The 13,832-nt window shown below is 63.1% G+C and carries 11 protein-coding genes; 3 read left to right on the top strand and 8 right to left on the bottom strand.

What is annotated here, in order from left to right; all coding sequences use genetic code 11:
* Positions 1-114: 114 nt before the first annotated feature.
* Genes P3C29_RS10880 through P3C29_RS10895 form a run of 4 tightly spaced genes read right to left on the bottom strand, consistent with a single transcriptional unit; the run spans position 115 to position 4,881 of the window.
* On the bottom strand, positions 115-975 hold the full coding sequence (locus P3C29_RS10880; RefSeq protein ID WP_275964544.1) for an HlyD family secretion protein: 861 nt from the start codon (positions 973-975) through the stop codon (positions 115-117).
* Positions 976-985: 10 nt separating this feature from the next.
* Entirely contained in the window at positions 986-1,186 is a 201-nt protein-coding gene (locus P3C29_RS10885) for a DUF1656 domain-containing protein (protein WP_003216262.1), read from the bottom strand.
* Positions 1,176-3,359 carry an FUSC family protein gene (locus P3C29_RS10890; protein ID WP_275964545.1) on the bottom strand — a complete coding sequence of 728 codons (2,184 nt, stop codon included), beginning with the start codon at positions 3,357-3,359 and terminating at the stop codon, positions 1,176-1,178. The genes P3C29_RS10885 and P3C29_RS10890 overlap by 11 nt, the downstream gene beginning before the upstream one ends.
* 10 nt (positions 3,360-3,369) lie before the next feature.
* Positions 3,370-4,881 (bottom strand): efflux transporter outer membrane subunit, encoded by a 1,512-nt coding sequence (locus tag P3C29_RS10895; protein WP_275964546.1) that lies wholly within the window; start codon positions 4,879-4,881, stop codon positions 3,370-3,372.
* A gap of 181 nt (positions 4,882-5,062) precedes the next feature.
* On the opposite strand from P3C29_RS10895, the gene P3C29_RS10900 reads away from it, so the two are divergent.
* Positions 5,063-6,031 (top strand): LysR family transcriptional regulator, encoded by a 969-nt coding sequence (locus P3C29_RS10900; RefSeq protein ID WP_010170450.1) that lies wholly within the window; start codon positions 5,063-5,065, stop codon positions 6,029-6,031.
* A 13-nt stretch (positions 6,032-6,044) separates the two neighbouring features.
* On the opposite strand, the gene P3C29_RS10905 is transcribed toward P3C29_RS10900, so the two are convergent.
* From P3C29_RS10905 to P3C29_RS10920, 4 genes are read right to left on the bottom strand one after another with little or no spacing between them, the layout of a single operon-like run.
* Entirely contained in the window at positions 6,045-7,409 is a 1,365-nt protein-coding gene (locus P3C29_RS10905; RefSeq protein ID WP_010170451.1) for a heavy metal sensor histidine kinase, read from the bottom strand.
* Positions 7,399-8,076, bottom strand: a complete 678-nt coding sequence (locus P3C29_RS10910) for a heavy metal response regulator transcription factor (RefSeq protein WP_003216255.1) — start codon at positions 8,074-8,076, stop codon at positions 7,399-7,401. The genes P3C29_RS10905 and P3C29_RS10910 overlap by 11 nt, the downstream gene beginning before the upstream one ends.
* A 31-nt stretch (positions 8,077-8,107) precedes the next feature.
* Complete coding sequence (locus P3C29_RS10915) at positions 8,108-11,203, bottom strand: multidrug efflux RND transporter permease subunit (protein WP_201125331.1); 3,096 nt, start codon at positions 11,201-11,203, stop codon at positions 8,108-8,110.
* A complete protein-coding gene (locus tag P3C29_RS10920; RefSeq protein WP_010170455.1) occupies positions 11,200-12,366 on the bottom strand; it encodes an efflux RND transporter periplasmic adaptor subunit in 1,167 nt (388 codons plus the stop codon). The genes P3C29_RS10915 and P3C29_RS10920 overlap by 4 nt, the downstream gene beginning before the upstream one ends.
* A gap of 214 nt (positions 12,367-12,580) precedes the next feature.
* Here P3C29_RS10920 and P3C29_RS10925 point away from each other — a divergent pair, with 214 nt between their 5' ends.
* Together P3C29_RS10925 and P3C29_RS10930 are read left to right on the top strand one after the other, a co-directional pair.
* The gene (locus P3C29_RS10925) at positions 12,581-12,823 is read left to right on the top strand and encodes a hypothetical protein (RefSeq protein ID WP_010170456.1); all 243 of its coding nucleotides are present in this window, start codon (positions 12,581-12,583) and stop codon (positions 12,821-12,823) included.
* A gap of 168 nt (positions 12,824-12,991) precedes the next feature.
* The gene (locus P3C29_RS10930; protein ID WP_275964547.1) at positions 12,992-13,783 is read left to right on the top strand and encodes a transporter substrate-binding domain-containing protein; all 792 of its coding nucleotides are present in this window, start codon (positions 12,992-12,994) and stop codon (positions 13,781-13,783) included.
* Positions 13,784-13,832 lie beyond the last annotated feature (49 nt).

Genomic DNA, 13,832 nt, shown 5'->3' on the forward strand with positions numbered 1-13,832 from the left:
CAGCGGCCGCAAAAAAAGCGGGAGCGCTTCGCACTCCAACGGGGGACAAGCCCCCTCACCACAGGACAGGCCCCCACACCACCACAGGACAAGCCCCCTCATCAACACAGAAAATCAGTTCTGTGTTTGGTTAACAATCACGGTGCAGGTGATGCCCGCCGCCAACAGCACACCCTCCGGCACTTCATCGATGTGAATCCGCACCGGCACCCGCTGGGCCAGGCGCACCCAGTTGAACGTCGGGTTCACATCGGCAATCAGTTCGCGGCTTTCCGGGTTGTCACGGTCGTAGATCCCGCGCGAGATGCTTTCCACATGGCCCTTGAGGGTTTCGCCGCTCATCAACTGCATGTCGGCCTTGTCGCCGACTTTGACGTGAGGCAGCTTGGTTTCTTCAAAGAAGCCGTACACCCAGAACGAGTTCATATCCACCACCGCCATCTTCGCCTCGCCGATGCGCGCGTAGTCGCCCCGGTGCACGTTGAGGTTGGTGACGTAGCCATCCACCGCCGCCACCACCTGGGTGCGCTTGAGGTTGAGTTCGGCCGCTTCCAGTTGCGCCAGCGCGTGCTGGTAATCCGCCAGGGCGGAGTCGGCGATGTTGCTGGCGTCGTCGCGGTTTTCCTTGGAAATCACCAGGGCATCGAGGTCGGCGCGGCGGTGGGCGTTGACCTTGCGCATTTCCCAGGTGGCCTTGCGGGACGCCACCAGCGACTGCGCCTGCTTGACGGCAATCTGGTAGTGCTCGGGGTCGATCTGCATCAGCAGGTCGCCCTTTTTCACCTGTTGGTTGTCACGCACCGGGACGTTGACCACCTCGCCCGTCACGTCGGCGGCGACGTTGATGATATCGGCACGCACCCGGCCATCGCGGGTCCAGGGGGTTTCCATGTACTGCACCCACAACGTGCGGCCAATCCAGATCGCCAGGGCCAGTACCAGCAAGGTCGCGAGCAGGCTGAAAAACTTTTTCATCGGGGCATTCTCAACGGTAGACGGTCAGCGCCAGGGCGCCGAACAAGCAAGCGAACAGGCTCAGGCGCAGCAGCGCCGGGTGCCAGAAAAAACGGTACAGGTCAAAGCCGGCCAGGAACCGGTCGAGGGCCCAGGCCAGGCCCGCCGCGATCAGAAACATCAGGGTCATGGTGGGCATGTACACGCCGTGGAAGGCGATTTCACGAGGCATGAGCGGGTCCTTCGGGCTTGAGGGCAGCCAGGGGTGATTGCGGGTCCAGCAGTGAGGTGCGGATAAAGTGCAGGTAACTTTTCACCCGGCGCAGGGCCGAGGTGTCGAAGTGCGGGGCGAAGGGTTCGTCGGTGGCCTGCACGCGGCTGATGGCATGGTCGACGGCGATCAGGCTGCGTTCCAGGTTGCTGGCGCTGGGTTGCAGGAACAGCCGCACCAGCGAACGGCCCATCACCCGGATCGCCTGGCGCCACGGCTGGGACTCGGCATACGCCGGGTGCACCGGCAAGATCGCCTGTTCCTTGCGCAACTCGATAATTGCGTGGCCGACTTCCAGCACCACGAACATCCAGCGCAGCAGGTTGCGTTGCACCTGCGGTTGCCCGGCGGCAAAGCCATAGGCCTGGTGCAGCAGGTCGCGGGTGCGGCTTTCGAAACCTGACGCCAGGCCCTTGAGCTTGCCGCTGATGGCGAACACCACTTGCTCGCGCAAATCCTGCTCCAGCCGGCGCCACAACCAGCGGCTGTTGGGCGGCAGGATGATCGCGCCCGCGGCCGCACACACCAGCATGCCGATGACCATGGCGATGTAGTCGTTGATGAAGGTGTAGGGGTTGTAGATCGTCAGGTTATCCGGCACCGAACCGGTACTGAAGAAGATCAGCAACCCGACGCCGACTCCCGCGTATTGCGGGCGCGAGGCCAGGAACGAGCCGAAGATGATCACCGGGGCGAGCATCACGCACAGCAGCGGGAACCCGTCGATCCAGGGGAACACGAAGAACATCTCGACAAAGCCCACCAGCGCCCCGATCAACGTGCCGCAGGCCATTTGAAACGCCATGCGCTTGGGGTTGGGTGTGGCGGCGGACAAGCCCACCGTCGCGGCAGCGATCAGGGTCATGGTGGCGCCGCTGGGCCAGGCGGTGGCCACCCAATAACTGCCGAGCACGATCAGGATAAATGACGCGCGAATCCCTGAGGCGGCGCAGGCCAGCCAGTTGGTTTTCGGGGTGTAGGGTTCGTCCCAGTGTTCGCGCTCGTGGCTGTGGTCGGCCAGGGACGCATGGGTTTGTGCGTAGCTGTGCAACTCGTCGACGAAGCGGTACAGCAGCTCGTAGGCGGTGTGGAAATCCAGCTGCTCGGCGTCGCTGGGGGCGCTTTCCTGAAAGCTCGCCCGCAGGCTGCGGACCTTGGCGGGCAGGCCCTCTTTGTAAGCCGTCAGTTGGCTGAGCAGGCGCGCCGCGTCGGGGCTGGTGAGGGCGCGACCGGAGAAGCCGTCGAGCAATTCGGCCAGGTCTTGCAGGCCCGGCTTGATGGCCGCCACCACATGGTCAGCCTGATTGCTGCGCAGGCGTTCCAGCAATTGGTGCAAGGCGTTGAAACGAGTGGTGATGCCCATGAACTCGCTGTTCAAACGGGTCAGACGGCCATTGCGCCGACGCATGTGCGGGTCTTCGAACACGGTGATGCTGCGCAGCCCTTCCAGGCCCACGGCTTCGGCGATAAAGCGCACGTTGCTGCGTTCAAACCCTTCGCGCTCGCTGCGACCGCGCAGGCCGTCGGTGACGAACAACGCAAACACCCCGAAGCGCTGGTACAAGGCATTGCGCATCGCGGCACTGGCGGTTTGCGGCAGGATCGCGGCGCTGACCAGCGTGGAGCAGACAATCCCCAGGGAAATTTCCAGCACCCGCCAGACCGCCGCCATGAACGCGCCGTCGGGATGGGCCAGGGCCGGCAGCCCGACCATCGCGGCGGTGTAGCCGGCCAGTACAAAACCGTAGGCGCGGAAGTTGCGGTTACGGGTCGCGCCAGCGGTGCAGATGCCGACCCAGATCGCCAGCGAACCGAGGAACAGCTCAGTGTTCTGCGCAAACAACGCGATCAGAAACACCATCACCGCCGACCCCGCCAGGGTGCCAAGGAAGCGGTAAAAACTCTTGGCGAACACCTGGCCGCTTTGCGGCTGCATCACGATAAATACGGTGATCATCGCGGTGCGCGGTTGCGGCAACTCCAGGCGCATGGCGAGCCACAAGGTCAGGAAGGCCGCGATCAGCACCTTGAAGATATAGACCCAGGTCACGCCGTCACTGCGTGCCCAATCGAAGAAACCACGGCGCCACTCAAGCGAGTGCAACCAGCGCAGCGGTGCAGGCAAGGGAGTCATCGCATCCTACTCAGTGATCAAACACGGCCAGGGCCGCCGGGGTCTTGCTCGGTAAGGTCTTGCTGTCCTGAGGCACATCGCTGCCGGCGCCGAGGCCACCGCCCAATGCGGTCACCAGTTCGGCGTGGGCACTCAGCCGTGCGGCCTGGACCTGTTGCTGCACCTGCTGCTGGCGGAACAACAGGCTCTGGGCATTCAGCACGTTGAGGTAGTCGGTAAGGCCGCGCTGGTAGGCGATCATCGCGATGTCGTAGGTTTTCTGCGCCGAGGCCACGGACTCGGCGGCGAAGGCCTGCTGCTTGTCCATCGACTCGCGGCGGATCAATTGGTCGCTGATGCCCTTGAGCGCGTTGACCAGGGTCTGGTTGTAGTGGGCCACGGCGATGTCGTAGCCGGCACTGGCTTCACCCAGTTGCGAGCGCAGGCGACCGCCGTCGAAGATCGGCAGGCTGATGGCCGGGCCGGCGGTGTAATTGAGTTTCTTGCCGGTCAGGAACTCCAGCATCCCGCCGCCGGTGGCGACGTAGCCGAGGCTGCCCACCAGGTCGACGTTGGGGTAGAACCCGGCGTGGGCCACATCAATGCCACGGGCCTGGGCCGCCACTTGCCAGCGGCTGGCAACCACGTCCGGGCGCTGGCCGAGCAGTTCGGCGGGCAAGCTCGAGGGCAATTTCAGCGGTGCACCGAGGGACAGGGTGGGCCGCTGCAACTGCGCGCCCGCCCCCGGCCCTTTGCCCGCCAGCGCAGCCAACTGGTTGCGGCTCAGGGCAATCTCTTCGTCCAGGGCGTCCAGTTGCCGATGGGTTTCCGGCAACGGTGTCTCGGCCTGGCTGACTTCGAAGTGGGTGCCGATCCCGCCATTCAAGCGCTTTTGCGCAAGATCGAGGATCTGTTGTTGCTGGGCCAGGGTGGCGGCGACGATGTCGCGCTGGGCGAAGTGCAGCGACAGCTGGATATAGGCACGCACCACGTTGCTCTGCAATTCGAGCTGGGCCTGGCGCGCTTCGGCGGCGCTCATGTGGGCCATGTCCACGGCGCGCTCGGTGGCATTGCTTTCGCGGCCCCAAAGGTCGAGGGCATAGCTGAAGCCCAGGGACGCGTTGTTGTCCCAAGTGGTGGAATTGTCCAGCGCGCCCGGGCCGTAGAACTGGTCGCTGGGCCAGTTATGGCGTTTGAGCGTGGCGTCGCCATTGACTTGCACCGACTCGGCCGACTCGGCGACCCCGGCCATGGCCCGGGCTTCACGCACGCGCGCTGCGGCTATGGCCATGCTCGGGCTGCCTTGCACGGCGAGGTCGATCCAGTGGTTGAGTTGCGGGTCGCCGTAGGCTTGCCACCATTGCGCAGTGGGCCAGTGGGCGTCCTGGGCAGCGGTTTTGATCGCTTCGTCGGTGGCCAATGTATTGGCGGCGAGTGCCTGCCCTTTGGGGGCAATTCCTCCGGTTCCGATGCAGCCGCTGATTGCTAACGATAAGGCCCAAACACTGAGAGTCTTCAGCTCTCTGCTGATGCGACGCGGCACTGCTGCGAATTCCTGAGAGGGTGTTGCGGGGAAGGTGGCGCAATTCTAAGGGGCGGGCCGGATGGCGATAAGGTGGGATTCTTGTGAATCTTTGTTACCGTTCAGGCGATAATCTTTTGGTAGGGATCACTGGATCCTGCAACTTCGTGTCACAATTTGCCATCTCCCTTGAGAGCACCCCATGGACACTTTGCAAAACATGCGCGCCTTCAGTTGTGTGGCCGAAGCCGGCAGCTTCACCGCCGCCGCCGTGCAACTGGATACCACCACTGCCAACGTCTCGCGCGCGGTCTCCAACCTTGAGGCCCATCTGCAAACCCGTTTGCTCAACCGCACTACCCGCCGCATCGCCCTGACCGAGGCCGGCAAGCGCTATTTGCTGCGCTGCGAGCAGATCCTGGCGTATGTCGAGGAAGCGGAAGCCGAAGCCAGCGACGCCCACGCCCGCCCCGCCGGGCAGCTGAAAGTGCACACCATGACCGGCATCGGCCAGCACTTCGTGATCGATGCGATTGCCCGCTACCGCCGCACCCACCCGGACGTGACCTTTGACCTGACCATGGCCAACCGCGTGCCGGACCTGCTGGATGAGGGTTACGACGTGTCCATCGTGCTGGCCAGCGAGCTGCCGGATTCGGGTTTTGTCTCGCAGCGCCTGGGGATAACTTACAGCATCGCCTGTGCCTCGCCGGCTTACGTCAAGGCCAACGGCTGTGCACAACGGCCCAGCGACCTGCTCAACCACGCGTGCCTGCGCCTGGTCAGCCCGGTGATTCAGTTGGACAAATGGTCGTTCAACGGGCCAGAGGGCCAGGAGAGCGTGGCGATCAACAGCTCACCGTTCCTGGTGAACTCGGCGGATGCGATGAAAACCGCGATCACCAGCGGCATGGGCGTTGGCCTGTTGCCGGTGTATGCGGCGATTGAAGGGCTGCGCAACGGCACGCTGGTGCGGGTGATGCCCAACTACCGCTCCCAGGAACTCAACCTGTACGCCATCTACCCTTCGCGCCAGTACCTGGATGCGAAGATCAAGACGTGGGTCGAATACCTGCGCAGTTCACTGCCGGAAATCATGGCCGCGCATCAGGCGGAACTGGCCGCCTATGAGCTGAGTGGCAGTCTGGGCGGGGCCCGGCTGAGTAACTGAGGGTGGTCAGCGGCTACACCGGCAGCGTAATGCCAAAGGTGTTGCCGCCACCTTCGCTGCGCACAAACACATCCCCGCCGTGCATCAGCGCGATCGCCTTGACGATCGCCAGCCCCAATCCGTGATTCGCCCCGCTATTGCTGCGGGACGCGTCCACCCGATAGAACCGCTCGAACAACCGAGGCAGATGCTCGCTGGCAATCTCATCACCCGGATTGGTCACCCCGATCGCCACATGATCCTCCAGCACTTCGATCTTCACCTCGATCACCTGCCCCGGGGCCGTGTGCTGCACCGCGTTGCTCAACAGATTGATCAGCGCCCGGCGCAGATGCGCCTTCTCGATCTGCACCTGGGCATCGCCGCTCACGCGTACCTGCACCTGGGCGTCTTCCAGAATGAAGTCGAGGTAATCCAGGGTGGTCGCCACTTCATCCGCCAGTGAACTGGTGATCAGCTTGGTGGCCTTGCTGCCCTGGTCGGCGCTGGCCAGGAACAACATGTCATTGATGATCGAACGCAGGCGCTCCAGTTCTTCCAGGTTCGATTGCAGCACTTCGAAATAATGCTCGGCCGAACGCCCACGGGTCAGCGCCACCTGGGTCTGGCCAATCAGGTTGGTCAATGGCGAGCGCAGTTCATGGGCCACGTCGGCGTTGAACGATTCCAGGCGCGAGTACGCTTGCTCCACCCGGTCCAGGGTCGAGTTGAAGGAATTGACGAACTGCTTCAGCTCCGGCGGCAATGGCGACAATTGCAGGCGCCCGGAGAGTTTCGGCGGCGCGAGTTTCTGCGCCTCATCCGACAGCTTGATCAACGGCTTGAGGCCGATACGTGCGACCCAGAACCCCAGCAACGACGCCAGGAGCACCCCCACGAACGCCAGGCCGATCAGCGCCACCAGCAGTTGATGTTGGGTGGCGCGGAAATTCTCGGTGTCGACCGCGATCATGAAGCGCAGCGGCGGGCGCTGGTCCTTGGCCGGGAACTGGCTGACCAACACCTTGAACGGATGATGATGGCCTGGCAGGTGCAAATCACGCTTGCCGGTCGGGCCCTCGGCGAAGGCGCGAATCTGCGCGTCCGGGTTGCCATATTCGTAGGTGGGGTCGCTGCTCACCACCCAGAACCGGATGCGCTTGTCTTCCTCACCCAACAGCTTGAGCTTGGCGGTGATCTTGGCCCAATGGTCCGGCGTACCAAAGCGATTCACCGAGGACTCCAGCACGCTGTAACGCGCATCCAGCTCGGCACCGGGCAGCAAGCCCAGGCCTTTGTCCACCTGCTGGTACAGCGCGCCGCCGATCAACAGGAAGATCAGCAGCGCCACCAGCGTGAACATCCCGCTCAGGCGCAGGGCGATGGAGTTAGCCGACACTGCGGTTCTCCAGCACGTAACCCATGCCGCGAATGGTGTGCAGCAGCTTTTGTTCGAACGGCCCGTCGAGCTTGGCCCGCAGGCGCTTGATCGCCACTTCCACCACGTTGGCATCGCTGTCGAAATTGATGTCCCAGACCATTTCCGCAATCGAGGTCTTGGACAGGATTTCACCCTGGCGCCGGGCCAAAACGCTGAGCAGCGAGAACTCCTTGGCGGTCAGGTCGAGCCGAACCCCGTTGCGACTGGCCTTGCGGCTGATCAGGTCGATCCACAGGTCGGCGATGGTCACCTGCACCGGCTCGTGCCCGCCGCTGCGACGGGTCAGGGCTTGCAGGCGCGCCACCAGTTCAAGGAACGAGAACGGCTTGCCGAGGTAATCGTCCGCCCCTTCGCGCAGGCCACGGATGCGGTCTTCCACGCGCTCGCGGGCGGTGAGCATGATCACCGGCGTTTGCTTGCGGGCCCGCAGCGCGCGCAATACGCCAAAGCCATCCAGGCCGGGCAGCATTACGTCGAGCACGATCACCGCGTAATCGTTCTCCAGGGCCAGGTGCAACCCTTCGACGCCTTCACGGGCGACGTCGACGGTATAGCCCTGCTCCGTCAGCCCGCGGTGCAGGTAGTCGGCAGTTTTTTCTTCGTCTTCAATAATCAGTACACGCATGAGCCTTTTGTTCCAGGACGGGGCCTCAGCCTCAGTGTGTGGTTGCCAGCTGGGGAGCTGGTTTGGGTCTATGGAAAAACTTCTCGAGGTACAAGTATATGACCGGCGTGGTGAACAGCGTCAGCGCCTGGCTCACCAGCAACCCGCCCACCACCGCAATGCCTAGCGGCTGGCGCATTTCCGCACCGGGGCCGGAGCCCAGCATCAGCGGCACCGCACCCAGCAGCGCGGCCAGAGTGGTCATGATGATCGGCCGGAACCGCGTGACGCACGCTTCATAAATCGCCTCTTCAGGCGGCAGGCCGCGTACCCGCTGGGCGTCCAGGGCGAAGTCGATCATCAGGATACCGTTCTTCTTCACGATCCCGATCAGCAGCACCAGGCCGATCAGCGCCATGATCGAGAAGTCCTGGCCCATCAGCGACAACATGATCAGCGCCCCAAGCCCCGCCGACGGCAAGGTGGAAATGATCGTCAGCGGGTGCACGAAGCTCTCGTACAGCACGCCCAGGATAATGTAGACCGCCACCAGTGCCGCGAGGATCAGCCAGGGCTGGCTGGCCAGCGAACTCTGGAACGCCTGGGCCGCGCCCTGGAAGTTGCCGATGATGGTGGTCGGCATGCCGATTTCATTCTTGGCCTGGTTGAGCATGATCACCGCATCGCCCAACGCGACGCCCGGCGCCAGGTTGAACGACAGGTTGGCCGCCGGGAACATGCCGTCATGGCTGATGGACAACGGCCCGACCGTAGGCGGGTCGACCTTGGCCAGTGCCGACAGCGGTACCATCTCGTTGGTCAGCGGCGAGCGCAGGTAGAAGTAGTTCAGGCTTTCGGCCTTGCCGCGCTGCTGGGTGTCCAGCTCCAGCACCACTTGGTATTGGTTGATCTCGGTCTGGAATTCGTTGATCTGGCGCTGGCCGAAGGCGTCGTACAACGCCTGGTCCACATCGGTGGCGGTGAGGCCAAACCGCGCGGCGGCCTGACGGTCGATGCTGATGTGGGTGATGCTGCCCCCCAGTTGCAAGTCGTTGGACAGGTCGCGGAACGCCGGGTTGGCCCGCAGTTTTTCGGTGAGGCGCTGGGTCCAGGTATTCAGCGTGGGGCCGTCATTGCTCTTGAGCACGTACTGGTACTGGGCGCGGCTGGGGCCGGAGCTCAAGTTGATGTCCTGGCCGGCACGCAGGTACAGCACGATGCCCGGCACTTTCGCCAGTTTTGGCCGGATACGGTCGATAAACTGGCTGGCCGACACGTCGCGGTCCCCGCGATCCTTCAAGGCGATCCAGAACCGGCCGTTGGCGATGGTCTGGTTGCTGCCGGTCACGCCCACCGAATGGGAGAACGCTTCCACTGCCGGGTCATCCTTGACGATCTCGGCGAGCGCCTTGTGCTTGGCGACCATGTCCGGGAACGACACGTCGGCCGCCGCCTCGCTGGTGCCGAGGACGAAGCCGGTGTCTTGTACCGGGAAGAAGCCCTTGGGAATAAATACGTAGCCGACCACGGCCAGGGCCAGGGTCACCATGAAGATCGCGGCCATGGTGCGCTGGTGGGCCAGGGCGCGGCGCAGATTGCGCGCATAGCCGGCGAGCAGGCGTTCGCTGAAGCCGGGTTTGTCGTGGGCGTGATGGGTCGGCGCGCGCATGAACAAGGCGGCCAGGGTCGGCGCCAGGGTCAGTGAAACCACCACCGAGATCAGGATGGTCGACGTGGCCGTCAGCGCAAACTCCTTGAACAACCGCCCCACCACACCGCCCATGAACAGCAGTGGAATAAACGCCGCCACCAGCGAGAAGCTGATGGACACCACGGTAAAGCCGATTTCCCCCGCGCCCTTGATCGCGGCTTCGCGCTTGTCGAGGCCCGCCTCCAGGTGCCGGTGAATGTTTTCCACCACCACGATGGCATCGTCCACCACAAACCCCACGGCGATCACGATCGCCACCAGGGTCAGGTTGTTCAGGCTGAAGCCCATCAGGTACATCAGCGCAAAACTGGCCACCAGCGACACACCCAGTACGCTGGACACGATCAACGTGGCCGACAACTGGCGCAGGAACAGCGCCATCACTGCCACCACCAGCAGGATGGCGATCAGCAGGGTCACTTCCACTTCATGCAGGGACGCGCGGATGGTCTTGGTGCGGTCGGTCAATACACTGACCTGCACCGAGGCCGGCAACATGGCTTGCAGGCGTGGCAGCTCGGATTGAATACGGTCCACGGTCTCGACGATGTTCGCGCCGGGCTGGCGGGAGATCACCAGGTTGACGCCCGGCGTGTCGCCGGACCACGCCTGCACGTAGGCGTTTTCCGAACCGTTGATGACTTTAGCGATGTCGCGCAACTGGACCGGTGCCCCATTCTTGTAGGACACGATCAACTGGGCGTATTCCTCGGGATGGAACAGTTGGTCGTTGGTCGACAGGGTCGACACGCTGTTCTCACCGTAGATCGCGCCCTTGGCCAGGTTCAGGCTCGATTGCTGGATCGCCAGGCGCACGTCGGCCAGGGTCAGGCCGATGGCCGCGAGTTTATCGGGCGACGCCTGCACGCGGATCGCCGGGCGTTGCTGGCCGGTGATGTTGATCTGGCCGACACCGTCGATCTGGCTGATCTGACGGGCCAGCAGGGTTTCGACGTAGTCGCTCAGCTCGGTGCTGGGCATGCTGTCGGAGCTGACGCTGAGGATCAGCACCGGGCTGTCCGCCGGGTTGACCTTCTTCCAGGTCGGCAGGCTCGGCATGTCGCTGGGCAGTTTGCCCGACGCGGTGTTGATCGCCGCCTGCACTTCTTGCGCGGCGGTGTCGATGCTCTTGTTGAGGGTGAATTGCAGGGTCAGCAGGCTGGAGCCCAAGGCACTGCTGGAGGTCATCTGGGTCATGCCGGGGATGGCACTGAATTGCACCTCCAGCGGGGTGGCCACGGAGGAAGCCATGGTGTCCGGGCTGGCGCCGGGCAGCGTGGCGCTGACCTGGATCGTCGGAAACTCGGCTTCCGGCAGTGGGGCGATGGCCAGGCGCGGGAAGGCAATCATCCCGAGCAACACCAAGGCGAAAGTCAGCAGCAAGGTGGCGACCGGGTGGTCGACGCACCAGGCCGACGGCGAACGACTGCCACTCATGGCTGCACCTTGGCATCAACCGTCTGGATCGCTTGTGGCGGTTCCTTGAGCACATCGACCTGAGCGCCGGCCTTGAGCCGCGACTGGCCATCGCTGACCAGTACATCACCGGCCTGCACACCCCGGAGGATGTTGATGTCGCTGTCCTGATACACCACTTGCACCGGCACGATGTCGACCTTGTCACCGTTGACCCGGTACACGAAGTGCGAATCCAGCCCGCGTTGCACCACCGTGGTCGGCACCACCAGGGCATTCTTGTGCAGGGCGGTCTGGATCTTGATGGTCACCAACTGCCCCGGCCAGAGTTTTTGCGCACCGTTGCTGAACTCGGCCTTGGCGCGGATGGTGCCAGTGGTGCCGCTGATCTGGTTGTCGATCAGGCTCAGGCGGCCTTCTCCCAGCAGGTCGCCGGTCTCGCCATCGGTGTCGGCGCCCATGTAGGCGTTGACGTCCGCAGGCAGTTGCGCAGCGATCAGGCCTTGCAGGGTCGGGAGCATTTGTTGCGGCAGGGAGAACTCCACGGCAATCGGGTCGATCTGGGTGACGGAGAACAACCCCTGGGTGTCGCTCATGCGCAGGAAGTTGCCTTCATCCACGGTGCGAATCCCGACGCGACCGGTGACCGGTGAGCGAATCTGGGTGTACGAAAGCTGCACCTGGGCCGAATCAATAGCGGCCTGGTTGCCTTGGGCCGTGGCCTTGAGCTGATTGACCAGGGCTTGCTGCTGGTCATAGGTCTGCTTGGACACGCCGTCGTCGATGCTCAGTTCCTTGTAGCGCTTGAGGTTGACCAGCGCCACTTGCAGTTGCGCCTGGCTTTCCCCGAGTTGCGCCTTGGCCTGGTCCAGGCTGGCGCGGATCGAACGGTCATCAATGGTCGCCAGCAGGTCGCCGGTTTTCACCAGTTGGCCTTCCTTGACCAGCAATTTGGTGAGGATGCCGTCGATCTGCGGGCGAATCACCACGCTGTGCAACGACAATACCGAGCCGATGCCGCTGACAAAACGCGGGATGTCCTGCTCCTTGACGCTGATCACCCGCACCGGAATCGCCGTGGGCGCGGTCAGTTTGGTCTTGGCCGGGCGGGTCAGCGCCCAGGCAACCACGGCCAGTACCACGAGGACGCCCACGATCAAGGCAGGTTTTCGTTGAATGTGCATGGGGTGAGGCGCCAGGGCAAAGGATCGGAAGAATGAAGGTTCTTTATAGCCCGCCAACCCGGTCAGCAAAGTGACTGCTAACTGACAGCGCCGTCAGTAAAGTCCGACCATTCGTACGAGCAGTGGTTAAAGATCCGAGGCGCGCAGGTATACTGCGCGCCGGTGTGGCCTGCAAGTCGGGCCCGCGTCATTTTCAGCACTCCCCGGAGCCACCATGAATTCCCCGACACAACCCGCTGCTGAAGCGGTCGACATCGACCCACAGGCCAATCCTGACAGCGTCGAAGGCGAAACCAAGGCCGAGATCCCGGCATTCAAGTTTCCGTTCAAGCCGGGCGAACTGGCCGGGGCGAAAAATGCCAGCCAGCCGTGGTACAAAAACGGCGCCAAGAACGGCCATACCAAGAGCCCGGGCATGGCACCTCCCGGCACCCGTCGTTCGATGGGCAAGCGCTGACCGGTAACAAATCCTTCGCAATCGCGATGAGTGCCTACAACGTTTACTGACGTTTCGCCTTGTAGGCCTGCGTCCAATTCTTGAAAGCTTGCATGACACCCGCGGGCCCCGATTCTTGTTCTCGGGACCCGCCGCGGTGACGCTGGTTTTCCGGAAAAGGACGTTCCCGTGATTCTGATACGCAGCTGTGCTCTGCTGGGCCTGTCGCTGATGGTCGGTGTTTTCTCCGCCGCTGCGGCCGGTGATCAACCACGGCGCGAAATTCGTTTCGCCGTCGCCGCGCAATTCCCCCCTTTCCAAAGTCGCAATCAACAAGGTGAACTGGTCGGGCTGAACATCGAGTTGGGCAACGCCTTGTGCATACAGCTCAATGTGCGGTGCACCTGGGTGGATCAGATCCTTGTGGAGAATTTCCCGGCCCTTGAAGCCAGGCAATTCGACGCGATCATGGGCATGGCCCCTACGTCGAGGCGGCACCAGTGGGTGAACTTCACCGATAACCTTTATCCGATCACCACGCACCTGGTGGCCCGTAAACGATCAGGCTTCAAACCGACCCCACGATCGCTGAAGGGCAAGCGTGTGGGCGTGCTGGTGGGCAGCAACCGGGAGGCCTTTGCCCTGTCGAAGTGGGCGCCGAAGGGTGTGATCGTCAAGAGTTTCTGGCGTAATGACGAACTGATCCGCAGCCTGCTGGCGGGCGACATCGATGCCACATTGCAAGGCGTGGTGGAGATCCGTGAGGCACTGCTCGACACCGACGAGGGCCAGAATTTCGACCTCCTCGGCCCCGCCATTTCCACCGAATCGCTGGGCAACGGCGTGGCGATTGCGCTGCGCAAGCCCGACATTGCCTTGCGCAATGCCCTCAACGGCGCCCTTGAGCAACTGATGCAGAGTGGCGAGTACCAACGCATCATCCAGCCCTACCACCTGGAGGCGCCGCCCTCCAAACCGTAATGGCCAATTAATTGCGCAGAACATGAGCTGGATCAGTATTTGCCCAAAC

It is taken from the genome of Pseudomonas sp. 1912-s, assembly GCF_029269205.1.
Lineage (GTDB): Bacteria > Pseudomonadota > Gammaproteobacteria > Pseudomonadales > Pseudomonadaceae > Aquipseudomonas.

Coding starts and splice junctions, on each gene's coding strand:
- P3C29_RS10920 (WP_010170455.1), bottom strand. CDS start 12,366: ATGCACATTCAACGAAAACCTGCCTTGATCGTGGGCGTCCTCGTGGTA.
- P3C29_RS10890 (WP_275964545.1), bottom strand. CDS start 3,359: ATGACTCCCTTGCCTGCACCGCTGCGCTGGTTGCACTCGCTTGAGTGG.
- P3C29_RS10915 (WP_201125331.1), bottom strand. CDS start 11,203: ATGAGTGGCAGTCGTTCGCCGTCGGCCTGGTGCGTCGACCACCCGGTC.
- P3C29_RS10900 (WP_010170450.1), top strand. CDS start 5,063: ATGGACACTTTGCAAAACATGCGCGCCTTCAGTTGTGTGGCCGAAGCC.
- P3C29_RS10910 (WP_003216255.1), bottom strand. CDS start 8,076: ATGCGTGTACTGATTATTGAAGACGAAGAAAAAACTGCCGACTACCTG.
- P3C29_RS10925 (WP_010170456.1), top strand. CDS start 12,581: ATGAATTCCCCGACACAACCCGCTGCTGAAGCGGTCGACATCGACCCA.
- P3C29_RS10885 (WP_003216262.1), bottom strand. CDS start 1,186: ATGCCTCGTGAAATCGCCTTCCACGGCGTGTACATGCCCACCATGACC.
- P3C29_RS10880 (WP_275964544.1), bottom strand. CDS start 975: ATGAAAAAGTTTTTCAGCCTGCTCGCGACCTTGCTGGTACTGGCCCTG.